The sequence below is a fragment of the Corynebacterium sp. UBA4397 genome, assembly GCF_002390965.1.
Classification (GTDB): Bacteria; Actinomycetota; Actinomycetes; order Mycobacteriales; family Mycobacteriaceae; genus Corynebacterium; species Corynebacterium flavescens.
In genome coordinates this window covers 139,560-164,874 of sequence record NZ_DGRD01000001.1, presented here as the reverse complement: position 1 = coordinate 164,874, position 25,315 = coordinate 139,560, and the positions used below count along the sequence as shown (strand labels likewise).

The following is a 25,315-nucleotide window of genomic DNA, read 5'->3' as shown; positions in this document are numbered from 1 at the left end:
TACACACCTAGGCGGGGACGTCGTTCCTTCGCACGCTGGGCACGAGGAAGGAGACGACGACCAAAGCCAACGTCAAGACAGCGACGGCGACAACCTGGTTGCGTGCTGTGGGGTCTAAGAGCATCAAGATGAGTAGTGCGGCTATAGCAAGGAGGGTGAACAGCGGCAGCCACGGGAAGCCGATGACGCGCAGGGTGGAAAGCTCGCCACGCTCCTTGAGGATGGGATGCAGCTTGAGATAAGAGCAGACGATGAAGATCCAGATGACAAGCAGGCAACCGCCGACGGCGTTGAACAAGAAAGCCAGCAGTCCAGGCGGGTTCCAGTACTGGAGCGCGACGGAGCCGAAAGCAAAGATCATCGACAGGGTGACTGCGGCTACGGGCGAGCCCGAGTTATTACGCTTGAGCAGAAGCTTAGGCGCGGAGCCGTCACGAGCCATGTCAAAGACGAGGCGCGAGGTGGCATAGATTTGCGCGTTAAACGCTGAAAGCAGCGCGAGCGCGATGATGACTTCCATGAAACCAGCAGTGAAGGGCACCTGGGCGGCCTCGAGCACGAGGGTGAAGGGGGAGTCCGCAGCGACGTCGGCGTCGCGGATGGAAGCAAAAGGCAGGACCATGGTGATAACGAGGACCGAACCGATGTAGAAGACCATGATGCGGAAGATGACCGCGCGCACCGCAGTGGCGACGTTGTTGGCTGGGTCCTCGGACTCGGCAGCGGCGATGGTCACGAGCTCGATGCCACCAAAGGCGAAGGCCACAGCCAAGAGCCCCGCAGCGAAACCGGGCATGCCATTGGGCATGAAGTTCTCGGTAAAGTTCGCCCCGGCGCGATCGAGGTCTAGGCCGGGTAGGGCCCCGAAGAGCATCAGGAGGCCGATGAGCAAGAAGCCGATGATGACCGCGACCTTGATGATGGCGAACCAGAACTCGAACTCGCCGAAGCCGCGGACGGCGGCGAAGTTGACTACCGCGAAGAACACCACGGCGATAAGCGCGGGTATCCAGGGGGCTACACCGAACCATGAGGAGATGATGGCCGCGGCGCCGGTAATTTCAGCGCCCATGACCATGACGAGCATGAACCAGTAGAGCCAGCCCATGGTGAACCGTGCCCAGCCGCCAAAGGCCTGGCCAGCGTAGGTGGAGAAGGAGCCGAGAGAAGGCCGAGCAGCGGCCATCTCTCCGAGCATCCACATGATAATGGAGACGAAGGCGCCCGCTACGGCGTAGGAAATGAGCACCGAGGTGCCGGAGACTTGGACACCGAGGCCCACTCCGAGGAAGAGTCCGGCACCCACTGCGGAGCCGAGCCCCATCATTGTCAGATGCCTAGTTTTGAGCCGCTGCGCGTTATCAGCCATGTCTGCCTGCCCTTTTAAAACAAAAAATGAATATCTATGGGTACCTTACACAATGCAATGAGGCCGCGAGGGCAGTATTATCGCGGCTTGTGACCATTAATCTTCTTGCAGACCCCATCCAACTCACCGCTCAGCTCGTCGACATAGCTAGCCCTTCTCATCATGAGGAGGAAATAGCCGATGCGGTCGAGGAGGCGTTGCGCGCCCTCGATCAGCAGAAAGTCGAGGTCGTCCGCCACGGCAACACCGTGTGCGCACGTACCAAGCGTGGCCTCGAGTCACGGGTCGTGCTGGCGGGGCACATCGATACCGTCCCCATCGCCGATAACGTGCCTCATCACTTCGAGGCCGACATCATGTGGGGTTGCGGCACCGTGGATATGAAGTCTGGCATGGCCGTCTACCTGCACGCTTTTGCAACTTTGTATGATTCGCCGGAGTTGAGCCACGATCTCACCCTCATTGCTTATGAGGGCGAGGAGGTCGCCACGGAATTTAACGGGCTGGGCCACCTTCAGGCGGATCACCCGGAGTGGTTGGCAGGAGACATCGCCTTGTTGGGTGAGCCTTCTGGGGCCATGATTGAGGCTGGCTGCCAGGGCACGATTCGCCTGCGCGTTACGGCGCATGGCACCAGGGCTCACTCGGCTCGGGCGTGGTTGGGCTCGAACGCGGTCCATACGCTCGCGCCGGTCATGATGAACGTGGCTACTTATCGGCCCCGCGAGGTCACCATCGACGGCTGCACGTACCGCGAGGGCCTCAACATCGTGCACGTCGAGGCGGGGGTGGCAACCAATGTCATCCCGGATGAGGCCTGGATGTTCGTGAACTTCCGCTTCGCCCCGGATCGCAGCGTAGATGAGGCGATGGGGCATGTGCGTGAGGTTCTCGGCACCCACGATAAGGTCGAGATCACGGTCGATGATGTGGCGGGTGGGGCCTTGCCCGGCCTGGGTCAGTCTGCGGCTCGCGCGCTTGTCGATGCCGTTGGCGGCAACGTCCGCGCCAAGTATGGCTGGACAGACGTGGCGCGCTTTTCCGAGATGGGAACCCCCGCAGTCAACTTTGGCCCCGGCGATCCCGGTTTTGCACATAAGAAAGACGAACAAGTCCCCGTCTCTCAGATTACGCAGGTCGCAGACGTGTTGACCCGCTACCTTACGGCATAAGGAGCACACCTTGACCCCCGAACAGCTACGTTTCCTGCGCGGCCCGATGCTGCTGCGCTCCGAGGGAGACCAAGAATCAACCTATGATCAGCGCCTGCTCGAGTCCGGTTCGGATCATGAGTGGCAGCACGCCGATCCTTGGCGCGTGCTGCGGATCCAAGGCGAGTTCGTCGCGGGATTCGATGCGTTGGCCAGCCTGCCCAAGGCAGTCACCGTGTTTGGTTCCGCTCGGACCGCCACCGACCACCACGATTATCAGCTTGGTGTTGAGGTGGGAAAGCAGCTCGCCCAGGCCGATTACGCTGTCATCACAGGCGGCGGCCCCGGACTCATGGAGGCTGCCAACCGTGGCGCCCACGAGGCCAATGGCCTCTCGGTGGGGTTGGGAATCGAGTTGCCGCACGAGCAAGGACTCAACGAGTACGTCGATCTGGGCCTCAACTTCCGCTACTTCTTCGCGCGCAAGACCATGTTCTTGAAGTACTCGCAGGCCTTTGTCTGCCTGCCCGGCGGATTGGGGACCATGGATGAGTTCTTCGAGGTCTTGTGCATGGTGCAGACCAAGAAGGTCACGAACTTCCCCATGGTGCTCATCGGCACGCAGTTCTGGTCTGGCTTGGTCGAATGGATGGAAAAGACTCTGGCAGACGGCGGATACATCCATGAGCACGACCTAGATCTCTTCCTCGTTACGGATGATCCGGCCGAGGCCGTGGAGCACATCGTCCGCCGGCACAGCGTGCTCAGCGATAAGCGCATTAAGGATTTCAATTGAGCCTGGCCACGGTGATGGCGATTGTTAATCGCACGCCTGACTCCTTCTATGACAAGGGCGCAACATTCGGTCTCGACACTGCGCTGCAGCGCTGTGACGAAGTAATCGCCGCCGGTGCGGGCATTATTGATGTCGGCGGGGTCAAGGCCGGGCCGGGGGAGGCAGTAGATGCGCAGGAAGAGATCGACCGCGTCGTGCCCATCGTCACCGCGGTCCACCGCAGACATCCCAGCGCGCTAATCTCGGTCGATACCTGGCGGGCGAGCGTCGCACAGGAGGCAATTGCCGCAGGAGCAGGGCTCATCAATGACACCTGGGCCGGATGGGACCCAGAGCTCGTCGAGGTCGCGGGGCACAATCGCGTCGGTTACGTATGCTCGCACACCGGTGGCGCCGTGCCGCGCACGCGCCCCCATCGCGTCCACTACGACGATGTCGTCGCCGAAGTGATAGCGGAGACAACGAGGCAGGCCGAAAGGGCCGCGAGCCTGGGCTGTCCGGAGGCTCTCACCTTCATCGACCCAACGCACGATTTTGGCAAGAATACTTTCCACGGGCTGGAGCTTCTGCGCCGAGTAGAGGAGTTGGTAGCAACTGGGTGGCCGGTGCTCATGGCGCTATCGAATAAGGACTTCGTCGGCGAAACGCTGGATCGCCCCGTGGGCGAACGCCTCGCTGGCACCTTGGCCGCTACAGCGTGGTGCGCCGCCCGCGGAGTCGCGGCCTTTCGCGCACACGAGGTGACGGAGACCATCGACGTCATTCGCATGACCGCCGCCATCGCCGGCGATATGGCTCCATTACACACCACTCGCGGCCTGGCATGAGGGTTTCCGTAGTCATCCCGGCGTTAAATGAGGAGGCCACCGTCGCCGAGGTGGTGCGCAGTTGCCTGGCGGATGCTCCGGAGGAAGTCATCGTCATCGACGCGGATTCGACAGATGCCACGGCGCGCCGGGCTCAGGAAGCGGGCGCGCGCGTCATCAACTGGCGCGAGGCATTGCCCGATCCACCTCGTCCTGGCAAGGGCGAATCACTGTGGAGGGGAGTGGCCGCCGCGCGCGGCGAGGTCATCGTCTTTATTGACGCCGACCTAGAGTCCGCGCGCCCCGGCATGGTGTCCGCCCTGGCAAGGCCCTTTTCATCGCCGGATATTCATATGGTCAAGGCTCGGTACCGGCGCTCGCTCGACGGCCAGCCCCACGGTGGAGGCCGCGTGACCGAGCTGACGGCGAAGCCCTTGCTGCGCCAGTTCTTCCCCGAGCTGGCCCACATCAATCAGCCCTTGGGCGGGGAGTATGCCCTGCGTGCGAGCAGCGCCCGCCACTTGCCTTTCGTCGCCGGCTATGGGGTAGAGGCGGGCCTGCTTATCGACGTCGGCCAGCGTCACGGCACCTCCGCCATCGCCGAGGTGGACCTCGGCCTGCGCGTGCATCGCAACCGCCCGCTCGAGGAGCTCGCCTCCATGGCGGACGTGGTGGCGGCTACTATCTTGACGCGGGCGGGCGTCGCCAAGCAGGGCGTTGAGCAGCGCCCCGCACTGGAGGATAGGATTTAGGCATGCTGTCGTGGATTGTTCTTATCGTGGTGCTCGTGGCCTTAGTCATCCTCGGGACGTGGGCGTGGGGCACTATTTTTGGGCGCGGTGAGGTGCTGCCTCCTCTTGATGAGCCGCGGTCGGTGATGGCGAGCAATCGCCGCGCTGTGGAAGAAGGGGACTTTCGCGCCATCGCCTTCGAGGTGGTGCCGCGGGGATATCGCCAGGACCAAGTTGATGATCTTCTCGCCGCGCTGGAGGCCAAGCTGCGCGCGCGCTAAAGTGTGCTGTATCACGCTTAAAAACCGGCCGCGGGGAAAAGGGGCTAAACTGGAACTAGTAATACCTACTTTTCTCTTAGAACGGATGACAACATGGCAGCTATGAAGCCACGAACCACTGGTGGACCGATGGAAGCGGTGGAGGAATCCCGTAAGATCGTTATGCGCATCCCTTCGGACGGCGGGGGACGCATCGTCGTCGAGCTAAACAAAGAGGAAGCCGCCGAGTTGGGCGCCTTGCTCATCGCGGTTTCCAGCTAGTCTGGAGTCATGCTTTCCACGATTATTGATCTACTTGCGGATCCCATGGACGGGACCGCGCTGCACGGCGCCGATGATTATTCTCGCTTGGTGTCGGAGTCAAGCCACTCTTTTGATGTGGCCAAACAGGGTTATGTAACCCTCGCTGCCGGCCCAGGACTCAAGCACCACGGTGATGACATGGACATGGTCTCCGCCCGAGAAGCCTACCTGTCCCGCGGGCATTTCGCCCCCTTCGTGGAAGCAGTTACCGGCAGCGTCCAAGATGCCCTCGATGGCGCCGAGGCAGAATCTCCCACTCTTCTCGAGGTTGGCGCGGGAACCGGCTACTACTTGGCGCATACCCTCGATTCCATCGCTGGCTCGCGTGGCGTTGGGCTGGATATTTCCCCGCACGCTGCGCGCCACCTTGCCAAGGCCCACCCGCGAATTGGCGCGGTTGTAGCAGACGTCTGGGAGCGTTTGCCGCTGCAGGATTCTTCGATCGACGCAATTTCGGTGGTTTTCGCCCCGCGCAACCCGGCGGAGTTTCGCCGCGTCCTGCGCCCAGGCGGCGAGGTCATCGTGCTTACTCCCGGGGCCGGCCACCTCAACGAGTTGCGCGAGCCCTTGGGCATCCTCGGGGTGGAAGAAGGCAAGGTCGAGCGGATGTACGAGCAAGCCGCAGGCTTCCTCGAACAGTCCAGCGATCCGGTCGATATTTCTTTCCCGATCGAGCTCGATAAGGACTCTATCGCTGCTCAGGTCAAGATGAGCCCCTCCGCCCGCCACATCAGCCCAGCAGAACTCGCCGAGCGCATGGCGGCGCTTCCCGCTTCCATGACGGTTACCGCCCGCGCGCGTCTCGACCGGCTCCGCGCACTCTAGCGGCACCTCTTTACTCGCTACTTGGGCTCAGCCCGGCCTCCCGGTTCAGTCCTGCCTCCCGTCGATGTCCCTTCGCGTACACACTCGGGCGGTGTGGTGCGCAAAAAGAACCCGCCCGTGCTCGCGAAGGGGCAAGGGGGGGGAGGACATGGGGCGGAGCAGGTGCTACACCTTCGAACCGGTGCGCTGCCAGCTCTGCTCGACGGAAGCGTTGTTGGTAGTCTCGACCTCTATCTTCGAGCAGCCGCCAGGAAAATACACCCGGGAGGCCATGGCGACCTGCCCGCCATCAGCAAAGACCTCGACGGTAGCTCCGTCAACGATGATGGTCAGCGAGTCCGAGTCCCCCTCAGCGAGCTCGGCTCGCGCTGGCGCGCAGTCGGCGAAGTAACCGTCGAAGGCCGTTCCCATGGAGCGGTCCAAACTCAGCGTCTCGCCGCTGTGGGTGATGATGGCGGCGGGGTTTCCTTCGCCGTCGACAAGCGAAACGCGGACCGCAGAGTCAGCCGGAACGTGCAAGAGGCCCGTCCAGGAGCGAGCGCGATCAGAGTGCTGGACTGCGTCAGGAAGGCCGCGCACCGGTGTCTGGAAGAGCTTCCCGCCCTGCAGGGTTACCCGGCGCGGCAGAGAAAGGCTATTGGCCCAGCCCTCCTCGGCGAAAGTGGGGTGGCTGGTGGGGTCATCGAGCCTGCTGCCGCCGTTGAGTAGCCCAAAGAGAATGGCGGAATCGAAGCGCTGCTCTTGGCTGACCGTACCTTCGGTGAAGTTGGTGTTGCGGGGACGGGAGAAATCATGCCCGAAGTCGATGCGTCGAAAGCCAGTGGAGATGCGGAACTGGGTGCCTTCGAGGTAGCCAACCAAGTAGCCGGAAACGTCACGGTGGTTGCGCTCCAAGGTTACGAGCAAGACATCGTAGATGCGGCCGTCAATCTCGTCGCGCAGGCGAATGATGCGCGGAGAGACCACAGGGGGAAGCGGCGAGGTGGCTGGCACTTCGCCGGCGAGAAACTCTGGATCACCGATGAGTTCCAGCGGGCCCTCGAAGTTCCATGCAACGCCGTCTGGACTGCGGAGAATGACGGGAACTGGGGCTTCAGAATGACCGGTGAGGGCTAGCATGAGCCAGCCACGGTGGCCCTCTTCGCGGTCTTCAGCGGCCCAATCCGGCACGACGGAAGGGGAGCGGAAGCGCTTATAATCCGTGGTTGGCTTGGCCACCTCGCCGTAGCGGACAACGTGCGGATCGAGCTCATCCACGGCGTCTGAGACTTCGCAGACGTGGTCGAAGCCGGGGAAGCGCGCGAGCCGCACGGAGGTGGACACGGAGGTCACCGACGTGAAGTAGAGGTTTATGGAGTCGACCCCGGCAGCCACGGAGCCCGCCCGCAGGGAGAGCTCGCCACCAGCAGGAGCGAGGACATCATCGCATTCGAGCCAATCGAAGGGCTGTTCTTCCGAGTAGGAATGACCCCACCGGGAGGCACTGTCCGGAGAGTGCTTGTACTGGAAAAACAGCTGCCAGCGATGCCCATCGAGGAGGACGCCGGCGGGCGCTTCGACGATGCCTGTTTCAGGGACGAAATGTAGTTCGGGACGGTGAATTGTCACGGTTTCCTCTCTAAATCAGTGAGCGATAGATGTCGACGGTCTGGGCGGCAATGGTGGCCCAAGAAAAATCTTCGGTGGCGCGCCGCCGCCCAGCAACGCCGAAGGCATGCGCGCGGGACCTGTCGTGGGCCAACTCGTTGACCGCTCGGGCGAGGTCTGCTTCGAAACCTGCGGGATCAGATTCGTCGTAGTTGACGAGGATGCCTGTTTCTCCATCGACGACAACCTCGGGGATTCCGCCGACATTGGAAGCTACGACCGCGGTCCCACAGGCCATTGCCTCAAGGTTAACTATCCCCAGGGGCTCGTAGATCGAGGGGCAGATGAATACATCGGCTCCTGAGTAGACCTCCTGGATGGTCTCGCGGGAGAGCATTTCTTGCACCCAATAAACGCCATCACGCGTTTGCTGAAGTTCCTCGACCAGCTGTGCGGTCTCGGCGGCAATTTCGGGGGTATCCGGGGCACCCGCGCAGAGGACGAGCTGGACGTCATCATCAAAGTGGGCAGCAGCCTTCAACAGGTGCCGCACGCCCTTTTGCCTGGTGATGCGCCCGACGAAAGCAACAATCGGCCGCTGCTTGTCGACGCCGATCTGCTCCAGGTACTTCGGCTCACGCGGCGTCCATAGTTCGGTGTCGATGCCATTGAGCACCACATGGACCTTATCCGGCTCGATGCGCGGGTATGCCTCGAGTATCGAGGTCTTCATGCCAGCGGATACGGCGATGACTGCATCGGCGTATTCCATGGCGTTCTTTTCCGACCAAGATGAAACCGCGTAGCCGCCGCCGAGCTGCTCGCGCTTCCACGGCCGATGGGGCTCCAAGGAGTGGGCTGTTACTACGTGCGGGATATCATAAAGCCGGCCCGCGAGGTGACCGGCAAGGCCGGTGTACCACGTGTGCGAGTGAGCGACGTCGATATCGGAGGCGGCATTAGCCATGCGCAGGCCCATGGAGAGGGTTTGCAACGCGGGATTCGCGTTGTCCAACTCCGGATCTACTCCGTGGGCAAAGACATCCTTCTCATGTCGGGGCGCGCCCGCGCAGTGAACGGAGACATCAATGAGCTTCCGCATAAAACGCGTCAGCTCTGCGACATGTACTCCGGCGCCGCCATAGATCTCTGGCGGGTATTCCTTGGAAAAGATTCCGGCTCTCATAGGTATCTAGAATACGGCGTTCCGGGCATGCGTGCAGGGACGGTTAACGGGGGTAGAGGTTCAAATTTGTTTACTGCAAACTTTCCCAAACAATAATAAGTTGGTAGGTGTGAAAAGCCAGCCTAATGTCCTTGCTCTCGTCCTCGCGGGCGGTGAAGGAAAGCGCCTTTTTCCTTTGACCGAAGACCGCGCCAAGCCCGCCGTGCCTTTTGGAGGCTCCTACCGCCTCATTGACTTCGTTTTGTCCAACTTGGTCAATGCGGGCTACCTCAAGATTGCGGTCTTGACTCAGTACAAATCGCACTCCTTAGATAGGCACATTTCCCAGGCCTGGAACTTGTCGGGGCCAACTCCGCAATACATCGCCTCTGTGCCCGCACAGCAGCGCCTGGGAAAGCGCTGGTACATGGGCTCTGCAGACGCTATCTTGCAGTCCCTCAACCTCATCTATGACGAGAATCCTGACTACGTCATCGTATTCGGTGCGGATCACGTCTACCGCATGGATCCTTCACAGATGGTGGAGGAGCATATCGCCACTGGCCTAGAGTGCTCTGTGGCTGGCATCCGAGTGCCGCGCGAGGAAGCTTCTGCCTTCGGCTGCATCCAGGCAGACGGCATGGGAACCATAACGGAGTTTTTGGAAAAGCCGGAGAACCCTCCTGCTACCCCCGATGATCCTGCGATGACCTATGCCTCGATGGGTAACTACGTGTTTACCGCCCAAGCTCTCATTGACGCCTTGTTGGTCGATGAAAAGGACGAGGACTCCACCCATGACATGGGCGGAGATATTATCCCTTACTTCGTCGGGCGTGGGGAGGCTCACGTCTATGACTTCATGGCGAATGAGGTGCCTGGCGCTACCGAGCGGGATCATGGCTACTGGCGTGATGTCGGTACCATCGACTCTTTCTACGAGGCTCATATGGACCTCATCTCGGTTCACCCCATTTTCAACCTTTACAGCAGCAAGTGGCCTATCCATTCCACGGATGAGAACAACTTGCCACCGGCTAAGTTCGTGCAAAACGGCATTGCGCAGTCCTCGATGGTGGCCCCAGGCTGCATCGTCTCGGGAGGAACGGTACGTAACTCCGTGCTTTCCTCGGACGTGCGGGTGGCAGACGGCGCCACCGTGGAAGGCTCGGTGTTGTTGCCCGGCGTTCGAATCGGCAAAGGCGCCGTGGTTCGCCACGCCATCTTGGACAAGAACGTGGTGGTCCAAGACGGAGCTATCATCGGGGTTGACCGCGAGCGCGACGATAGGCGCTTCAAGGTCTCCGAGGGTGGAGTAGTAGTCGTTGGTAAGAACGAAGTGATTGAAAGCAGCTAGCGCTTAGTTACGAGCGTGAGCCCGGAACCTAGAGGCAGACGGGTAACAACGGCATTATCAATGCCGCGAACGTACTCGTCTGCTTCGCGCGCCGAAGCGGTGTCGCGGTCGCTGCGGCTGGTGTCGCCCAAGGTGCCGTCGAGTAGGGAATTGGCCATCACGAGTGTGCCGGACTGACGCAATAGCGGCCAAGAGGCTTTGATGAGAGCGGGCATGTCAAGGGCGGGAACATCAGCGTAGATGACTTGGTAGGAGTCTGCAGCTAGGCGCCCCATGACCTCGAGCGGACGGGCAGGAAGGAAACGCCCCCGGCTGGCTGGAAAACCAGCCTCGCGGAAGGCTTTCTTTGCGCTTTGTTGATGCTCTACCTCGGGGTCAATGCAGGTGAGGATTCCATTTTCCGAAAGCCCGCTGAGGAGATAGAGGCCGACCACGCTGGCGGCTGGGGTGATGGCTACCGCCTGGCAGCGCTCGCCTGGAATGGATGAGGCTGCCGCGAGAGTGCTCAGCAGCTGGCCGGTGGGCTCATCCGGCACGGGGAGACCGTACTCCTCGGCGTGAGCGCGGGCGCCGGCGAGGGCCGCAGATACTTCGCTGGTGGATTCGATATAGTTACGCAGTGCGTCATAGGCCGTTGTAGTCACATTTAAAACCATAGGGAAAAGCGCGCGAGATTGCCCGAAAAACGCGCGCGACCACGCCGAATTGATACAGGTGGGGAGGATGTTACTGACTCACAGGTAGTTTCCAGTGCCATGTCTGGTGTTTGGGAGACAAATTTGGGAAACTATGACTTATGACAAAAACTAATCGCGATGCGGTCAATTCTGACCCCGAGCCGGAGCTGAAAGGTACTGCCGCGTTTGATGCGGGAGTTTCCACCATGCCCTCGTGGGGTGATTTGGTGGCCGAGCACGCAGATAGTGTCTACCGCTTGGCTTTTCGCCTCTCGGGCAATAAGCACGATGCCGAGGATCTGACGCAGGAAACATTCATGCGAGTGTTCCGCTCCCTCAATAAGTACCAGGCCGGAACTTTTGAGGGCTGGCTGCATCGTATCACCACGAATCTCTTCCTAGACATGGTCCGCCACCGTTCGAAGATTCGGATGGAGGCCCTTCCAGAAGACTATGAGCGGGTTCCTGGCACGGACATGACGCCGGAGCAGGCTTATAGCGTGGCCAACCTTGATCCAGCGCTCCAAGCCGCGTTGGATGAGCTCAGCCCAGACTTCCGCGTGGCGGTTGTTCTCTGTGACGTGGTGGGAATGAGCTATGACGAAATTGCGGAGACCCTCGGGGTGAAGATGGGAACCGTGCGCTCCCGCATTCACCGCGGGCGCTCCCAACTGCGCAAGGCGCTTGAGAAAGAAGCGCGGACAAACGCGGAGACGCGACTTTTGCTGCGCAACCGCTAGGGAACTTTTAGCTCAACGCACAAGGAGGAAGAAGATGGAATCCGTTTCCGGACGGGCAAGTCATTCCTTTTCGCTGCGGGGAAGTAGTCCGCGGCCAATCAATAAGGCGAAGGCACGTGCCCGCCGCCAAGACACCATCGGCCACCTAGGTCCCGAGGCCGTTGTGGCCTTCGTGGACAGTGAGATGGAGCCGAAGTCGATGCACCGCGTCCGAGTCCATCTCGTGCACTGCCCCGAGTGTCGGGCGGAAGTACACGAGCAAAGAAATGCCTCCGAATGGCTACGCCACTGCAATGTAGATTCGCAGGTGCGCGCACCTCAGAGCCTGATGGAAAAGCTGGCCAATATCGCCGTCGAGGTCCCTAAGCTGGGTCCGGATGCCGCTACGCCTGCTTATCGTCCTCAACAGGACTTCTTGGATAAAGTAGAGATGGTTTTTCGAGCCATCAAACGCAACCAGCGCGGATAATGGGATGAAGGTCTAAGATAGCACCGTGTTCTCTTCGATTGGTTGGACAGAGATTGCTGTCATCATCTTGCTGGCCATTGTGGTCATTGGTCCCGAGCGCTTGCCGGGAGTTATCGCGGACGTGCGCGCGGCTATCTACGCGGCTCGTAAGGCTATAAATAACGCCAAGGCAGAGCTCAATGGCGAGATGGGGGAGCTGTCCTCAGAGCTGCAGGCCTTCAGCGGGCCCATTTCTCAGGCTGCTGAGTGGTCGCGCCTGGGGCCGCGTGGGGCTATCACCAAGGCTTTGCTCGATGGAGATGATTCCGTGTGGGATGACTTCAACCCGAAGAAGCTGCAGGAAGACCTGGGCAAGAAGCCGCAAATTAGTGAAAGCCCGGTGAGCAACAAGCCGAAGGCGGAAGAAAAGAAGCCGGATACGCAGAGCGGAGACTATTCTTCGGGCGGCGGATTCTCATGGGCGGATATTACCTAGGGCCGTCTGCAGCAAAGGACATCCAGCGCCCACGGTAGGTGTGAAGATCCACATCCATGTCATAGAGCTCGGAGAGATTGCGCGAGTTGAGTGTCTCTGAGATTTCCCCTGCGGCCAGCGCACCGCCATCCTTGATTAGGAGCGCGTGGGTAGTAGAGGCCGCGATCTCCTCGACGTGGTGAGTGATAGTGACGCTCGCCAGCCGCTTCTGGCTCTGTCGAAGAAGATCGAGGGTGGTCAGAATCCTTTCCCGGCCGGGAAGGTCGAGTCCGGTGGAGGGTTCGTCGAGAAGCAAAAGCTCCGGCTCAGTGACGAGGGCGCGGGCGATGAGCGTGCGAGCCTTCTCGCCCTGGCTCATGCGCATCCAACGGTGATGCGCCCGAGTTTGCATTCCGACGAGCTCGATGGATTGCCCAGTCACCTGAAGATCTCTCTTGCTCGGCTCCCAGCGCGGAATGAGGCCGTTGGAAGCTGTAATACCGGACATCACTGCCTCTGTGCAGTCGATGTCTCCCAGCCGTTGCTTGGGATCGACATAACCGATTCGCCGGCGTAGGGCGAAGACGTCCGTGCGCCCAAGTGTTTCCCCGAGGATGTCGACGTGGCCGCGCGAGGGAAACTCCCGGGTCCCCAAGACCTTTAGCAGCGTGGATTTTCCCGCCCCGTTGGGACCTAAGATTGCCCAATGCTCTCCCGCAGAGATGTCGAGCTGTTCGAGCGCGAGGATGTCCACGCCATTGCGGATAACGTGCAGATCCGTGGCGTGGAGTACCGGGGCGGACACGCTAGTGCCTCGTCACCCCGAGCCCGAGCGTCTTGCCGACGAGGGACTCGGAACGAATAGCGAGCTTGTCCGCGAGGGCCAGGAAGGCCTTGGCGGCGGGAGTCTCGGGAGAGTTGAGGACGATGGGGACGCCGGCATCCCCGCCGGTGCGCAGCGCGGGATCGAGGGGAACCTCCGCCAGCACTGGAACCTCATGGCCAAGGATGGTGCTCAGGCGATCAGCGACTACCTTGCCGCCACCGGTGCCGAAGACGTCAAGGGTGCTGCCATCGGGCAGAGCCATGGCGCCCATGTTCTCAACAACGCCGGCAACGCGCTGGCGGGTCTGTTGCGCCACCGAACCGGCGCGCTCGGCCACCTCGGCCGCTGCCGCCTGCGGGGTGGTGACGATGAGAAGCTCGGCGTTAGGGATCAGCTGCGCCACCGATAGCGCAATGTCACCGGTGCCGGGAGGAAGATCGAGCAGGAGCACATCGAGATCGCCCCAGAAAACATCTCCCAAGAACTGCTGGAGGGCGCGGTGCAACATCGGACCGCGCCAGACCACGGGGGCATTGCCCTGCACAAACTGGCCGATGGAGATGTGCTTGATACCGTGCGAGATGGGAGGTAGGAGCATCTCATCATCCAAAACGGTGGGGCCGGCGGTGGAACCGAGCAGGCCAGGCACGGAGTGGCCATAAATATCGGCGTCAACGATGCCCACCTTCAAGCCCTTGTGCGCGAGCGCTGCGGCGAGGTTCACGGTCACGGTGGACTTGCCGACGCCGCCTTTACCCGAGGCCACAGCAAAGACGCGGGTGGTTGAGTCCGGCTTGGCGAAGGGAATCTCGGGCTCTGCCTGGCCGCCGCGCAGCTTCTGCTTGAGAGCGCGGCGCTGCTCGTCACTCATGGCATCGAGAGAGACGGAAACCGAGCCTATGCCGTCGATGTCCTCGAGGGCGGCGCGAGTGTTCTTCTCGATCGTGGATTTCATGGGGCATCCGGCGATGGTGAGATAGACCTCAACGGCGACATCATTGCCATCGATGGCGATGGACTTGATCATGTCGAGCTCGGTGATGGGCCGGCCGATCTCCGGGTCCTCCACGCGGGCCAGCGCAGCCTGTACGGCGGATTCAGTAATAGTACTAGTCATAACACCTCACCATCTTAGTCATGGTGGGCCATAAGTTAAACGCTGGCCAGTGTAGAATCACATGCGCCCACTTTGAGCCCTTCTACATAGATGAGGAAGAATCACATGCGCCACCTTTCTGACTCGCCCCGCAGGCGGGCCGCCTCGTTAGCCCTCGTGGCTTGCGGGCTGGTGCTGGCTTCCTGTTCCCGCTTCGATCCCACCCCGCCTGCGGAACCCGCGGCCACTCAGCCGGTGCAGATCGTGGTCAATACCGCCGGTACGAGCACCGAGGAGATGACCGGGGGCATTGAGCAAGAGGTCATCGCAGATCTCTATAAATACACGCTGCTCGAAGAGGGGCGCGCCGCCGTAGTCGTGCGCGGGCAGGACAGTGCCACAGCGACCGCAACGCCGAACGCGGACCCCTTGGGAGGCAACCTCTTTGTGGGCTGTACGGGAGTGCTCCTGGATTACTTCGATGCCCCGCAGGCGCAGGAGATTTCGCAGGACTTTGTCCAAGATAAGCACGATGCCTCGGGGGAGGACTACCTCGCGCGCACGCATATCGCACTGATGGGTTCGCTGCCCGCCGACCTTGCGGTGGTGGAGCCCTCGAGCGCAGAGGGCTGCGCAAGCGCCCGCCCGCAACTTCCGGAAAACTACGTTGCTATCTATGAAAAGGGCATCTTCGACCGCGAGCAGCTCTTGGCGGTGTCCTCGCTGACCAAGTTCCTGACCAAGGAAGAGATTGACAAGATTATCGCCCAAGCGCGTGCTACCTCGGTCGAGGAAGCCACCCGCTCTTGGGTCTCGCAGTCCTCGGGCGCGGGCAGCCTAGATACGGGCGGCGATAAAGACTCTTCTAATAAAGCCGATGCCTCCAGCGCCGGATAGTAGGCAATAAAAACTCCAGCCCCGTTCTTTCCTGAAGTGGAAGGAACGGGGCTGGAGGGGTTTTATCTAGTCCGAGAAGGCGTCGGAAAGCAGCTTCTTCTGCTCAATCTGGTGCACCTTGGCGTTACCAGTGGCCGTTGAAGACTGTGCGCGGCGAGATACCCGCACCATCTCCGGCATATCCGGGATCAACCGGCGCAGGTGCTCCTGGTAGAAGGGCCATGGTCCCTGGTTGGCGGGCTCATCCTGCACGAAGCGCACCTGGGTGGCATTCGGGTAGGCGGCAAAGGCCTCGCTCAAGCGGTTGAAGGGGATGGGGTGCAGCATCTCGAGGCGGATGATGGCGACGTCATCGCGGCCATCAGCCTCACGCTTCTTCTCCAGCTCCCAGTAGAGCTTGCCGGAGACCAACATGATGGTCTTGACCGCATCGGTGTTGCCCACGACCTTGCCATCGGCGTCGATCTTGTGAGGATCGTTGATGACGGAGCGGAAACGCTTGATCTCGGTGAACTCCGCGATGGAGGAGGCAGCGGCCTTGTTGCGCAACATCGACTTCGGCGTCAAGACAACGAGCGGGCGCTTCATCTCGCCGAGAGCCTGGCGGCGCAGCAAGTGGAAGTGATTGGCCGGAGTCGAAGGCTGAGCCACGGTCATGGAGCCCTCGGCGCATAGCTGCAGGTAGCGCTCGATGCGCGCCGAAGAGTGATCGGGGCCCTGGCCCTCGTAGCCATGCGGAAGGAGGAGAACCAGGCTGGAGAGCTGGCCCCACTTGGCCTCGCCGGAGGCAACATACTCGTCGATGATGGTCTGCGCACCGTTAGCGAAGTCGCCGAACTGTGCCTCCCACAAGACAAGAGCGTCCTGGTTGCCCACGGAGTAGCCGTACTCGAAGCCCATGCCGGCGTACTCAGTCAAAGCGGAGTTATAGGGCAGGAACTTGCCGCCGTTGCCCTTGGCAGCCGCGAGCTCGTTGAGCGGGTTGTACTCGGAGCCATCAGCCGGATCGATCGGGATGGCGTGGCGCTGAGTGAAGGTACCGCGGCGGGAATCCTCACCGGCTAGACGGACAACCTTGCCCTCGTTGGCCAGGGAGCCCAAGGCGAGAAGCTCGCCCCAGCCCCAGTCAATTCCACCCTCGCGGGAGCTCTTGAGACGCTCCTTGGCCACCTTGGCCACGCGCTTGTGGAACTCAAAGCCCTCAGGGCCGTGCGCATAGGCTTCCCCGAGCTCGAGAATGTCCTCTGCGGTGATATTGGTGTCGAGGTCACGGGTGAGCTCCTGGGCAGAGGTGATGCCGACCTGCTCGCTCGGTCCAGCAGACTCTGCGCGCTTGACCTCGGTGAAGACGGACTCCATCTGGTCGTGGAAGTCTCGTGCTGCTGCCTGTGCGTCTTCTTCAGAGAGATCACCACGGCCTATGAGCTCCTCGGTGAAGAGCTCGCGCACGCTGCGGTGCTTGTCGATGATGGAGTACAACTGCGGCTGCGTCATCGAAGGATCATCGGCCTCGTTGTGACCGCGCAGGCGGTAGCAGACCAAGTCAATGAATACGTCCTTGCCAAACTTGCGGCGGTACTCGGTGGCTAGCTGACCCACCCAGACAACTGCCTCGGGGTCATCGCCGTTGACGTGGAAGACAGGGCAGTCGAAGCCCTTGGCCAGGTCGGTGGCGTAGTGCGTGGAACGCGCCGAGTCCGGAGTAGTGGTGAAGCCCACCTGGTTGTTGACAATGATGTGCACCGTGCCGCCGGTGGTATAACCGCGCAGCTGGGAGAGGTTGATGGTCTCCTGCACGATGCCCAGGCCGGTGAAAGAGGAATCGCCGTGCAGCATGACGGGGACAACGGAGTAGCCATCTGCGCCCTTGTCCAGCAGATCCTGCTTGGCGCGGGCGATGCCCTCCATGACCGGGTCCACTGCCTCGAGATGCGAGGGGTTGGCCGCCAGGGTGATGTCGATTTCGCCGTCACCGAACATCTGAAGGTGGTGGCCCTCGGCGCCAAGGTGGTACTTAACGTCACCGGAGCCGCCGAGCTGGCCGCCCTTGTAGTTGCCGGAGAACTCACCGAAGAGGTCTGCCAGGGGCTTGCCCACGATGTTGAACAAGACGTTGAGGCGGCCGCGGTGCGGCATGCCGATGACAACCTCGTCGAGACCCTGACCGGCTGCGGTATCGATGATGGAATCCATCAGCGGGATAAGCGTCTCTGCACCTTCGAGGGAGAAGCGCTTCTGGCCGACGAACTTGGTATGGAGGAAGTTTTCGAAAGCCTCTGCAGCATTGACCTTCTGCAGGATGTACTTTTGCTCCGCATTGGTGGGCTTGGGCATGCCGGCTTCGAGGCGATCCTCGAGCCAGGCGCGCTCATCACGGTCCATGATGTGGGTGTACTCGGAGCCGACCTTGAGGGTGTAGGCAGCGCGCAGGCGGCCCAACACCTCGCGGAAGGTCATGGTTTCCTGGCCGCCGAATCCGCCGACGTTGAAGGTGCGGTCGAGGTCCCAGATGGTCAGACCGTGCGTGGTCATGTCCAAGTCGCGGTGATCCGGCCAAGGCAGACCAGGCTGGTGCCAGCCCAGGGGGTTGACGTTCGCCAGCAGGTGGCCGCGGGAGCGGTAGGACTCGATGAATTGCTGGACGCGCGTGTTCTTATCGACGCCGGTATTGGGCACGTCCTGCGCCCAACGGAAAGGCTGGTAGGGCACACCCATGGAGTCGAAGAGTTCATCCCAGAAAGCGCCGTCAACCAAAAGCTGGGAGACGGTGCGCAGGAAGTCACCGGACTCTGCGCCCTGAATGACACGGTGGTCATAGGTTGAGGTCATGGTGACAAGGCGGCCGACGCCGAGATCAGCGAGGCGGTCCGCAGAAGCTCCGGCGAACTCGGCGGGGTAGTCCATGGAACCAACGCCGATGATCGAGCCGGCGCCCTTGGTCAGACGCGCGATGGAGTGACGGGTGCCAATACCACCTGGGTTGGTCAGGTTGATAGTCACGCCGCTGAAGTCATTCATGGTCAGCTTGTTCTTGCGTGCGCGAGCGACGATATCTTCGTAGGCCGCGATGAACTCAGCAAAAGACTTGGTTTCCGCCTCCTTGATGGCGGCGACCACGAGGGCGCGGTTGCCGTCCTTCTGCGGAAGGTCGATGGCCAGGCCCAGGTTAATGTGCTCGGGCTGAACCACGGTGGGCTTGCCGTCTTGAACCTCATAGCGCACGTTCATCGCCGGGTGGATCTGCGTGGCCTTGACCAATGCGTAGCCGATGATGTGGGTGAAGGAAATCTTGCCACCGCGGGTGCGCTTCAAGTGGTCATTGATCATCGCGCGGTTTTCCCACATGAGCTTGACCGGCATATCGCGCACGGTCGTAGCGGTGGGGATTTCGAGAGACTCTTCCATGTTCTTGGCAATAGCCTTGAACATTCCCTTGATGGGCTTAGCGCCTGGCTCCGGGTAAGTGCCGATGCGGTCGAGAGGGGAAGCTTGACCCTTCTTGGCGCCGGTCTGCGGCCTAGTCACGTGCTTTTTTAATACCGGGGACTTGCGGCTGACCTCGGTCTCGCGGTGGGACTGCTTTACCTTGGTCGTTGCGCTCTCAGTCTGCTTTGCCTTCTGCGGGGCCTTGGCAGCTGGTGCCTTTGCCGCGGAGGCAGGCGCCGCCTGAGCTTTTTCCGGAGCTCCGTTAGACTCAAAGTAGTTGCGCCACTCCGGATCGACGGAGTTGGGGTCCTTGGAGTACTGCTGGAACTGTTCGTCAATCAGCCACGCATTAGGGCCGAAGATGCTCGAGTTGCTCACGGCAGGTATTCGCCTCATTTCCTTGCTTTTATTGGGGTCGTCTCATCGACTCTAGTAGTGCCTTTGCGAGGGGGCATGCGCCACCCCGAAAAGTGTTGCCTTACATGATACGGCCATTGTGTCTTTGAACACTATCTTAGGGGTAGTACGTGCTCATCCAGTTAGTTTCTAGGCAGGGCGGAAAGCTGCTGACCTGCATGATTGATAACCCGCCGGGCCAGTTTGCGGTTAGCGGTGGTTCCCAGTACCGCCCCGATGCCCAAGGGCATGAGCTTGGATACCCACGCCCACTTCACCTTCTTGACTATCTGTTTGGTGAAGGCCTTGGTCAAGCGACCGTTGATGCCACTTAGCGTGGGGCCAGAAAAGCGCGAAAGCGCCGTAACGGCAGATACCGAAGCCATGGAGTCCACATCCCCCAAGAAAGTATCCACGATGGCGGAGCCTTTTGAACCGGTAAGAACCAAAAGGATAAGCGCGCGGCGGCGCGGCTCGTCGGTGATGTCGTCCCCGCGCAGATACGCCGAGGCCAGGATGTACCATGCGGCGGCGTCGAGAAAAATCAGGGATTCCGCGCCTATCGCTGCCGTACCCGTAACAAAGCCCACCCCAGGGATAGCGGCGGAAGCTCCCGCCGCGGCACCAGTGGAGGAGACAATGTTGAGGAAGTGCTTGTCTATGTAGGTCTGCAACTGGGCAGGGGACTCAAGGCTGTGGCGTTTGCGCAGTCCCTCGACGTACTTGATGATGACGGAGGACTGCACCGCCGCAGCGCGGTCTAGGCCACCCACTAGAGCCTTGGCAAAGATATTGGCATTGCGATCTAGTTCCTCTTCTGAGGGGGTAGGACTGTTCTTTTTGGAAGGAAGTCTCACTATTAGGGCCGCTCCGAAATCTGTTAGGGATAAGGGGAAAGAAGAATAAAGCCACGTTGGTACAACATAGTTGGTACAACATAACAGCGCTCACGGCCTCTTAACATCGCATCAGCACGGCGCGCAGGACTAAGATTGCGACTATGAACACTGCAGGCGTTCCCCCGCATCATACTCGGGAGCTCAGCGCCTCCGCGGCAAGGGAATTTGCCTATCAGGCACATCTACGTGCGCGCGAAGCCCAAGCCGCGGCTTTCGACGCCCTGAGTGATGATCTCACAATCCGCACCAGCTCAGGCTGGGTGCGCGGCGAGATCCTCGAGGACCTTAGCCCGGACCGCCCTATCATGAACGGCGAGGAACCCGGCCGCGTCCGCTCATGGCGGGGCATTCCTTTCGGGGCTGATACAAGCGGGGACAACCGCTTCCGCAATCCGCGCCCCGCCCAAAGCTGGCAAGGTATCCGCGATTGCCGCGAGTTTGGACAGGTCGCACCGCAGCCCACCTATTCCTGGACCGACCGCATTATGGGCTCCGAGGACTGCCTCCACCTCGACATCGTCCGCCCCGATAGCGAGGAGAAGCTCCCCGTAGTGGTCTATCTCCACGGGGGAAGCTTTATCGTAGGCTCCTCGCACATGCTCATGCTGCGTGGCTATCAGCTGGCTGCGGGCATGAACGTGGTCTACGTGTCCGTGAACTTCCGCTTGGGTGCCTTGGGCTATCTTGATCTGCGCAGCCTGGGCGGGGATTGCGATGCCAACCCGGCGGTAGCCGATCAGCTCCTGGCTCTGCATTGGGTGCAGCGCAACATCGCCGCCTTTGGGGGCGATCCTGACAACGTCACTTTGATGGGGGAGTCCGCAGGCGGTGCGGCAGTCCTCACCCTTATGACCGTGCCGCAGGCAGAGGGCCTATTCCACCGTGCCATTGCGCAATCTCCGCCTATGGCGATGATTCACTCGCGCACGCAGTCGCGTTTCTGGGCCCGCGAGCTGGTCAAGCACATGGCGTTGCCGCGGGCTACCTCGGTGGAGGATCTGCGTCGTGAGGACTGCGACGATCTCATCCGCGCCGGGCAGTCCATGATGTGGCGCGCCGGGGAGCTGTTGCACCTTAATTCGTGCTATTCACCCACAGTTGATGGCAAGCTCATCCCGGAGCATCCCTTGGCGGTCTTCGCGCGCGGCGGCGAGCACAAGGTTCCGCTTATTATCGGCACCAATTCGGACGAGGCCAGTTTTGGCAAGTTCCTTTTCCAGCGCCAGAGTGCGCGTAACCGTGCAGGTCTGCGGCTTTTGGCTTCCTTCGACGAGGAGCATGCCCCCCAGGTAGTGGAGGCTTATGGGGGTGCGGTGGCGCGGGCGGATTTCGCCGCCCTGCTTGCCGACGCCCTCTTTTGGGCCCCCGCAGTCCGCGTCGCAGGCGCACATTCGCGCAACGCGCCGACGTGGATGTACCGCTTCGACTTTGCGCCACCGGCAATGAAGTTTTTGGGTCTGGGTGCCATGCATTCCATGGAATTATCCAACGTTTTTGGCGATCCGCAGGCCTCGCGCGCATCTTTCCTGACCAGAGTAGGTAGCGCCCAAGAAATGGATCACTTAACTGGGTCGATGCAGCGCTTGTGGGCAAAGTTCATTCATGAAGGAACCCCGGGGCAGGCGTGGCCACGTTACCGCGCCACAGATGGACGCGAGACCATGATCTTTGATGCGAAACCTTATCTTGAGTCTGCGCCTTACGAGAGCCGCCGCCAGGCCTGGGAAGAGTACGACATGCTCGAGTGGGGCAGCGGGCGCCGCGATTTGCTGGCAACATTTGGCCTGCTCGTAGAAGGGAAGACGGCACCAAGAGAATAGATGTAGGATCGGCAAGGTCGTGTGCTTTTGCCACGGTGACAATTTTCAACCCTCATGAGGACGGACTTCCAACGATGAGCTTTTTCGAAGATATTGCTTCGGCCTTGGACGCCGAGGGCATCGAATCCCGCGTTAATGACAACGTGATGTTTGTTCCTATCACGTCTGATCTTGAGATTCAGTTTGTGGAAATCGATCCTCTTCTCCCCGCTGCTAACGTGTATATCGCCGCCGCCGACGTGGATGAAGACGATGAGGACTTTGAGGCGGTACTCGTCTCAGTGGCTTTCTCTGTTGGCGATGCAGTGGAGGCAGTGGCCAAGCATATTGCCACCGACCAGGTGGTCACCGTGCTGCGGGACCTTCTGGAAGGTACCGATGAGCGTATTGCGGAGCTCGAGTTCAACCAAGATGACTTCAACCCGAACCTGGTTGTGGCCGAGGTTGCTGATGATTCAGAGCTGCGCGTGCTCGTCGAGTCCATCGACGGCGTGCCCTCTGCGATCGTGCGTTTCGTTGCCTTCGACTTCTCCGAGGATGACCTCGATGAGATTGAGGATGATGCCATCACGGCCATGTGGGCCACCGATGACATCGAGGACCTTTCTGAGGAAGAGCGCGTGGCACTCTTCGCAGCCCCCGACCTCGACGGCGCGGGCCCCATCATCGAGGTTCCCGCCGAGACCCTCGAGCTTGGCACCTATACCGACTTCGACCGCCTCTTCGACGTCCTTAGCCTCGTCTCCGAGCAAGCCTTGGACTGGGAGTCCCAGCTGGTTGACTTCGACGCGGCTGAGTTCGACGAGCCGGATGTCTACGACATCTTTGGCAAGGATGACGGTGAAGGCGAAGATTTCCTCGACTTTGAAGAAGACGACGACGTCGACACCGATACCGACGCCGACACTGAAGATGGCGACGAGATCGAAGACGAGAAAGAAGCCGAGTAACTAGGCTGCCGCGGCGAATCCCTCGAATAACGAGTTGGGGGAGTGAACCGGATTGAAGGCGCTATCAACCAGCCACACATAAGTGGTGGCGCCTTCTCCCTCGATTTCGTGCACCGCCCCGGCTAGTGCGGGCTCGACAAGGCTGCGAATCCACCCCTCCGCCAGCGCCGCGGGGACCTCCCGGTCATGCGGGTCTGTGATACGTACCGAAAGTAGATACGCGGGTGCGCGCCTTTCTCCGAATCCGCGCACCCGCGCCCGCACGCGTTCTCCCACTCGGCGCCGCGTCATAGCCGCGATGAGCGGTGGTTGCCCGGCCACCCCTGGGAGTTTGAGCACCGGTGGCCGCCATGCGGCAGTGGGCCGGGCCAAGCAGCGCGGGTGGTGCAGGATTGCGTGGATCTTTTCTACAGTTTCTTTCTCCTCGAACAGGACTTGTGCGGCAACCTCGGCTGCGGAAAAGCTCGACCCTGCTGTGACAGTGTTTTGGGTGGTCATGGAGGAAAGTGGCTTGCGTGCTGAGTGTTTTTGTTTCATGCCCGCGAGCATAAAGCCGGGTACGGACAACCAAGCAAAAGTATAGAACACACATTCGAACAGAACTCTCCTGCGTGGATTTGACCTTGTCGCTAGAGTGAAATGAGTATGTCAACTCAAAATTCACCTCAGAACCCGACCATCCCTCGGGAGATCTGGGTGATGGTCACCGCCGCGTTCATCATCGCCTTGGGCTACGGGCTCATCGCCCCCTTGTTGCCGCAGTTCATCGTCAGCTTCGACGTCTCCATGGCAGCAGCTGGCATGGTGATCTCGGTATTCTCTGCCACCCGCCTCATCTTCGCTCCCTCGGCGGGCGCCCTGGTGGACCGTATAGGAAACCGAAAGATCTATCTCATCGGGCTGCTCACCGTCGCGACTGCCACTGGTGCGGTGTCCGTGGCCCAGGAGTACTGGCAGGTCGTCGTCCTGCGTGGCCTTGCCGGGCTGGGGTCGACAATGTTCACGGTCTCCGCGATGGGCCTGATAGTAAAGCTCTCGCCACCCACCATTCGCGGTAAGTGCTCGGCAACCTACGCAACAGCATTTCTACTCGGCAACGTGGTCGGCCCTGTGCTGGGTGCCTCACTGTCTTTCTTGGGCTTCCGCTGGCCTTTCTTTATTTACGGCGTGGCCGTGGCGATTGCTGCCTGCGTGGTCTGGGCGCTCATGCCCAAGGTTGATCACGCGGAGGAAGTCGCCCATGAGCTTCCCCATATGCACCTCAAGGAGGCGTGGCAGGACGTCGCCTTCCGCGCGGTCTTGACCTCCAACTTTGCCCAGTGCTGGATCAATCTGGGTGTGCGTGTCTCCGTATTACCTCTCTTCGCCGCTTCCGTATTCCACAACGGTGCCGCTGCCGCAGGTTTTGCCTTGGCCGTGTTCGCAGCCGGCAACGCCGCCGTCTTGCAGTTCTCTGGTCGTTGGGCCGATACCTATGGGCGGCGGCCCCTGGTGATGATCGGCCTGACCGGAACCGCAGTGTTCATGGGAGTCTTGGGCTTTGCCGATAGCGTGTGGTCCCTCATCCTGGTCTCCGCGTTAGCCGGTGCCTCCTCGGGCCTTATCAACCCTGCCCAGCAGGCCGTGGTGGCCGACGTCGTGGGCAACAAGCGCTCCGGCGGCCAAGTGCTCTCCGCATTCCAAATGGGCGGCGACCTAGGCCAAATATGCGGCCCCATCCTCGTGGGTTTCCTCGCCGATGTCTACGGATTCAAAGCCGCCTTCGCCATCTGCGGCGTCGTGGCTCTCATGGGCATCATCGCGTGGGCCTTCGCCCGCGAGACCCTCAAGTCCCACCGCGGAATCATTCGGCGCATTCCCAAAGACGAACACAAAGACGACAGAGAACCCAAAGAACCCAAAGAAGATGAGGAAGACAAAGTCTAGCGCGCTGGGCTAGACTTCACCCCAGCAAAGGAGGTGGATTAGGCATGCCACGCAAACACAAACAAGTGCAAAGACACAAGCGCGACCGCACCATGTGGGCCATGAGCCCTGAACGCCTGGAACAGCATCTGCAACTACGCAAACGCGCAGTACGCATTCCAGACAAGAAGAAGCAAGCAGAAAAGAAGGCCTGCCGGATCACCAACCGGCAGGCCTTTGGTCTTTTAGAGCAACGGCGAACTCGTGTAGCACCTCGGATAAAACCGACCCATATCAGTCTGGACCTGTACGATCATTTCCAAAATTAGTCGAGATAAGTCAATCCTCGCTTCTTCTTGAATCCCCTCCTGACGTATTAGAAAGAAGTT

General features: G+C 60.6%; 25 protein-coding genes. 16 read left to right on the top strand and 9 right to left on the bottom strand.

Going from position 1 to position 25,315, the window contains the following annotated elements; genetic code table 11:
- Nucleotides 1-7: 7 nt before the first annotated feature.
- Nucleotides 8-1,369, bottom strand: a complete 1,362-nt coding sequence (locus B2696_RS00745; protein ID WP_286953320.1) for an amino acid permease — start codon at nt 1,367-1,369, stop codon at nt 8-10.
- Nucleotides 1,370-1,458: 89 nt separating this feature from the next.
- On the opposite strand from B2696_RS00745, the gene dapE reads away from it, so the two are divergent.
- The 7 genes from dapE (at nt 1,459) to B2696_RS00710 (ending at nt 6,262) form a co-directional block, all read left to right on the top strand.
- On the top strand, nt 1,459-2,541 hold the full coding sequence (gene dapE / locus B2696_RS00740) for a succinyl-diaminopimelate desuccinylase (protein ID WP_276623501.1): 1,083 nt from the start codon (nt 1,459-1,461) through the stop codon (nt 2,539-2,541).
- A 10-nt stretch (nt 2,542-2,551) separates the two neighbouring features.
- Nucleotides 2,552-3,316, top strand: coding sequence for a TIGR00730 family Rossman fold protein (locus tag B2696_RS00735; protein WP_075729562.1), 765 nt, complete (start codon nt 2,552-2,554; stop codon nt 3,314-3,316).
- 14 nt (nt 3,317-3,330) lie between these two features.
- Nucleotides 3,331-4,143, top strand: a complete 813-nt coding sequence (gene folP / locus B2696_RS00730) for a dihydropteroate synthase (protein ID WP_075731075.1) — start codon at nt 3,331-3,333, stop codon at nt 4,141-4,143.
- Nucleotides 4,140-4,874, top strand: a complete 735-nt coding sequence (locus B2696_RS00725; RefSeq protein WP_276623500.1) for a glucosyl-3-phosphoglycerate synthase — start codon at nt 4,140-4,142, stop codon at nt 4,872-4,874. The genes folP and B2696_RS00725 overlap by 4 nt, the downstream gene beginning before the upstream one ends.
- Nucleotides 4,875-4,876: 2 nt before the next feature.
- Nucleotides 4,877-5,134 carry a DivIVA domain-containing protein gene (locus tag B2696_RS00720; protein WP_075729564.1) on the top strand — a complete coding sequence of 86 codons (258 nt, stop codon included), beginning with the start codon at nt 4,877-4,879 and terminating at the stop codon, nt 5,132-5,134.
- A gap of 93 nt (nt 5,135-5,227) precedes the next feature.
- Entirely contained in the window at nt 5,228-5,395 is a 168-nt protein-coding gene (locus B2696_RS00715; RefSeq protein WP_075729565.1) for a DUF3117 domain-containing protein, read from the top strand.
- 9 nt (nt 5,396-5,404) lie between these two features.
- A complete protein-coding gene (locus tag B2696_RS00710; protein ID WP_286953309.1) occupies nt 5,405-6,262 on the top strand; it encodes a methyltransferase domain-containing protein in 858 nt (285 codons plus the stop codon).
- A gap of 165 nt (nt 6,263-6,427) precedes the next feature.
- On the opposite strand, the gene B2696_RS00705 is transcribed toward B2696_RS00710, so the two are convergent.
- Together B2696_RS00705 and glgA are read right to left on the bottom strand one after the other, a co-directional pair.
- The gene (locus B2696_RS00705) at nt 6,428-7,870 is read right to left on the bottom strand and encodes a GH32 C-terminal domain-containing protein (protein WP_286953308.1); all 1,443 of its coding nucleotides are present in this window, start codon (nt 7,868-7,870) and stop codon (nt 6,428-6,430) included.
- 10 nt (nt 7,871-7,880) lie between these two features.
- Nucleotides 7,881-9,035, bottom strand: a complete 1,155-nt coding sequence (gene glgA / locus B2696_RS00700) for a glycogen synthase (protein WP_286953306.1) — start codon at nt 9,033-9,035, stop codon at nt 7,881-7,883.
- 109 nt (nt 9,036-9,144) lie between these two features.
- Here glgA and glgC point away from each other — a divergent pair, with 109 nt between their 5' ends.
- Nucleotides 9,145-10,371 (top strand): glucose-1-phosphate adenylyltransferase, encoded by a 1,227-nt coding sequence (gene glgC, locus B2696_RS00695; protein ID WP_286953304.1) that lies wholly within the window; start codon nt 9,145-9,147, stop codon nt 10,369-10,371.
- Here glgC and B2696_RS00690 read toward each other — a convergent pair.
- Nucleotides 10,368-11,015, bottom strand: a complete 648-nt coding sequence (locus tag B2696_RS00690) for an O-methyltransferase (RefSeq protein WP_075729570.1) — start codon at nt 11,013-11,015, stop codon at nt 10,368-10,370. The genes glgC and B2696_RS00690 overlap by 4 nt on opposite strands.
- A 152-nt stretch (nt 11,016-11,167) precedes the next feature.
- Here B2696_RS00690 and sigE point away from each other — a divergent pair, with 152 nt between their 5' ends.
- The 3 genes from sigE to B2696_RS00675 are packed head-to-tail and all read left to right on the top strand — an operon-like array spanning nt 11,168 to nt 12,732.
- Nucleotides 11,168-11,788: an RNA polymerase sigma factor SigE gene (gene sigE, locus B2696_RS00685; RefSeq protein WP_286953300.1), complete on the top strand. Its 621-nt coding sequence runs from the start codon at nt 11,168-11,170 to the stop codon at nt 11,786-11,788.
- Nucleotides 11,789-11,822: 34 nt separating this feature from the next.
- Nucleotides 11,823-12,257, top strand: coding sequence for an anti-sigma factor family protein (locus B2696_RS00680; protein WP_075729572.1), 435 nt, complete (start codon nt 11,823-11,825; stop codon nt 12,255-12,257).
- Between the two features lie 25 nt (nt 12,258-12,282).
- Nucleotides 12,283-12,732 carry a twin-arginine translocase TatA/TatE family subunit gene (locus B2696_RS00675; RefSeq protein WP_286953299.1) on the top strand — a complete coding sequence of 150 codons (450 nt, stop codon included), beginning with the start codon at nt 12,283-12,285 and terminating at the stop codon, nt 12,730-12,732.
- Here the strand turns inward: B2696_RS00675 and B2696_RS00670 are convergent.
- Both B2696_RS00670 and B2696_RS00665 read right to left on the bottom strand, forming a co-directional pair.
- On the bottom strand, nt 12,725-13,516 hold the full coding sequence (locus tag B2696_RS00670) for an ABC transporter ATP-binding protein (RefSeq protein ID WP_376778849.1): 792 nt from the start codon (nt 13,514-13,516) through the stop codon (nt 12,725-12,727). The genes B2696_RS00675 and B2696_RS00670 overlap by 8 nt on opposite strands.
- A gap of 1 nt (nt 13,517) precedes the next feature.
- Nucleotides 13,518-14,654, bottom strand: a complete 1,137-nt coding sequence (locus B2696_RS00665; RefSeq protein ID WP_075729575.1) for an Mrp/NBP35 family ATP-binding protein — start codon at nt 14,652-14,654, stop codon at nt 13,518-13,520.
- A 105-nt stretch (nt 14,655-14,759) separates the two neighbouring features.
- On the opposite strand from B2696_RS00665, the gene B2696_RS00660 reads away from it, so the two are divergent.
- On the top strand, nt 14,760-15,530 hold the full coding sequence (locus B2696_RS00660) for a hypothetical protein (protein WP_276623493.1): 771 nt from the start codon (nt 14,760-14,762) through the stop codon (nt 15,528-15,530).
- A gap of 66 nt (nt 15,531-15,596) precedes the next feature.
- On the opposite strand, the gene B2696_RS00655 is transcribed toward B2696_RS00660, so the two are convergent.
- Both B2696_RS00655 and B2696_RS00650 read right to left on the bottom strand, forming a co-directional pair.
- Nucleotides 15,597-19,334 (bottom strand): multifunctional oxoglutarate decarboxylase/oxoglutarate dehydrogenase thiamine pyrophosphate-binding subunit/dihydrolipoyllysine-residue succinyltransferase subunit, encoded by a 3,738-nt coding sequence (locus B2696_RS00655; RefSeq protein ID WP_414646575.1) that lies wholly within the window; start codon nt 19,332-19,334, stop codon nt 15,597-15,599.
- A gap of 161 nt (nt 19,335-19,495) precedes the next feature.
- Nucleotides 19,496-20,209, bottom strand: a complete 714-nt coding sequence (locus tag B2696_RS00650; protein WP_276623491.1) for a hypothetical protein — start codon at nt 20,207-20,209, stop codon at nt 19,496-19,498.
- Between the two features lie 143 nt (nt 20,210-20,352).
- On the opposite strand from B2696_RS00650, the gene B2696_RS00645 reads away from it, so the two are divergent.
- Entirely contained in the window at nt 20,353-22,071 is a 1,719-nt protein-coding gene (locus tag B2696_RS00645; protein WP_286953292.1) for a carboxylesterase/lipase family protein, read from the top strand.
- A 74-nt stretch (nt 22,072-22,145) separates the two neighbouring features.
- A complete protein-coding gene (locus B2696_RS00640; RefSeq protein ID WP_286953291.1) occupies nt 22,146-23,021 on the top strand; it encodes a DNA primase in 876 nt (291 codons plus the stop codon).
- On the opposite strand, the gene B2696_RS00635 is transcribed toward B2696_RS00640, so the two are convergent.
- On the bottom strand, nt 23,022-23,558 hold the full coding sequence (locus tag B2696_RS00635; protein WP_286953290.1) for a hypothetical protein: 537 nt from the start codon (nt 23,556-23,558) through the stop codon (nt 23,022-23,024).
- A gap of 108 nt (nt 23,559-23,666) precedes the next feature.
- On the opposite strand from B2696_RS00635, the gene B2696_RS00630 reads away from it, so the two are divergent.
- Both B2696_RS00630 and B2696_RS00625 read left to right on the top strand, forming a co-directional pair.
- Nucleotides 23,667-24,947, top strand: coding sequence for an MFS transporter (locus tag B2696_RS00630; RefSeq protein ID WP_286953288.1), 1,281 nt, complete (start codon nt 23,667-23,669; stop codon nt 24,945-24,947).
- A 44-nt stretch (nt 24,948-24,991) separates the two neighbouring features.
- Nucleotides 24,992-25,255 (top strand): hypothetical protein, encoded by a 264-nt coding sequence (locus tag B2696_RS00625; RefSeq protein ID WP_286953287.1) that lies wholly within the window; start codon nt 24,992-24,994, stop codon nt 25,253-25,255.
- Nucleotides 25,256-25,315: the final 60 nt, after the last annotated feature.

Coding starts and splice junctions, on each gene's coding strand:
- glgA (WP_286953306.1), bottom strand. CDS start 9,035: ATGAGAGCCGGAATCTTTTCCAAGGAATACCCGCCAGAGATCTATGGC.
- sigE (WP_286953300.1), top strand. CDS start 11,168: ATGACAAAAACTAATCGCGATGCGGTCAATTCTGACCCCGAGCCGGAG.
- B2696_RS00745 (WP_286953320.1), bottom strand. CDS start 1,369: ATGGCTGATAACGCGCAGCGGCTCAAAACTAGGCATCTGACAATGATG.
- B2696_RS00660 (WP_276623493.1), top strand. CDS start 14,760: ATGCGCCACCTTTCTGACTCGCCCCGCAGGCGGGCCGCCTCGTTAGCC.
- B2696_RS00725 (WP_276623500.1), top strand. CDS start 4,140: ATGAGGGTTTCCGTAGTCATCCCGGCGTTAAATGAGGAGGCCACCGTC.
- folP (WP_075731075.1), top strand. CDS start 3,331: ATGGCGATTGTTAATCGCACGCCTGACTCCTTCTATGACAAGGGCGCA.
- B2696_RS00680 (WP_075729572.1), top strand. CDS start 11,823: ATGGAATCCGTTTCCGGACGGGCAAGTCATTCCTTTTCGCTGCGGGGA.
- B2696_RS00665 (WP_075729575.1), bottom strand. CDS start 14,654: ATGACTAGTACTATTACTGAATCCGCCGTACAGGCTGCGCTGGCCCGC.
- B2696_RS00710 (WP_286953309.1), top strand. CDS start 5,405: ATGCTTTCCACGATTATTGATCTACTTGCGGATCCCATGGACGGGACC.
- B2696_RS00625 (WP_286953287.1), top strand. CDS start 24,992: ATGCCACGCAAACACAAACAAGTGCAAAGACACAAGCGCGACCGCACC.
- B2696_RS00640 (WP_286953291.1), top strand. CDS start 22,146: ATGAGCTTTTTCGAAGATATTGCTTCGGCCTTGGACGCCGAGGGCATC.
- B2696_RS00630 (WP_286953288.1), top strand. CDS start 23,667: ATGTCAACTCAAAATTCACCTCAGAACCCGACCATCCCTCGGGAGATC.
- B2696_RS00645 (WP_286953292.1), top strand. CDS start 20,353: ATGAACACTGCAGGCGTTCCCCCGCATCATACTCGGGAGCTCAGCGCC.
- B2696_RS00720 (WP_075729564.1), top strand. CDS start 4,877: ATGCTGTCGTGGATTGTTCTTATCGTGGTGCTCGTGGCCTTAGTCATC.
- B2696_RS00715 (WP_075729565.1), top strand. CDS start 5,228: ATGGCAGCTATGAAGCCACGAACCACTGGTGGACCGATGGAAGCGGTG.
- B2696_RS00635 (WP_286953290.1), bottom strand. CDS start 23,558: ATGAAACAAAAACACTCAGCACGCAAGCCACTTTCCTCCATGACCACC.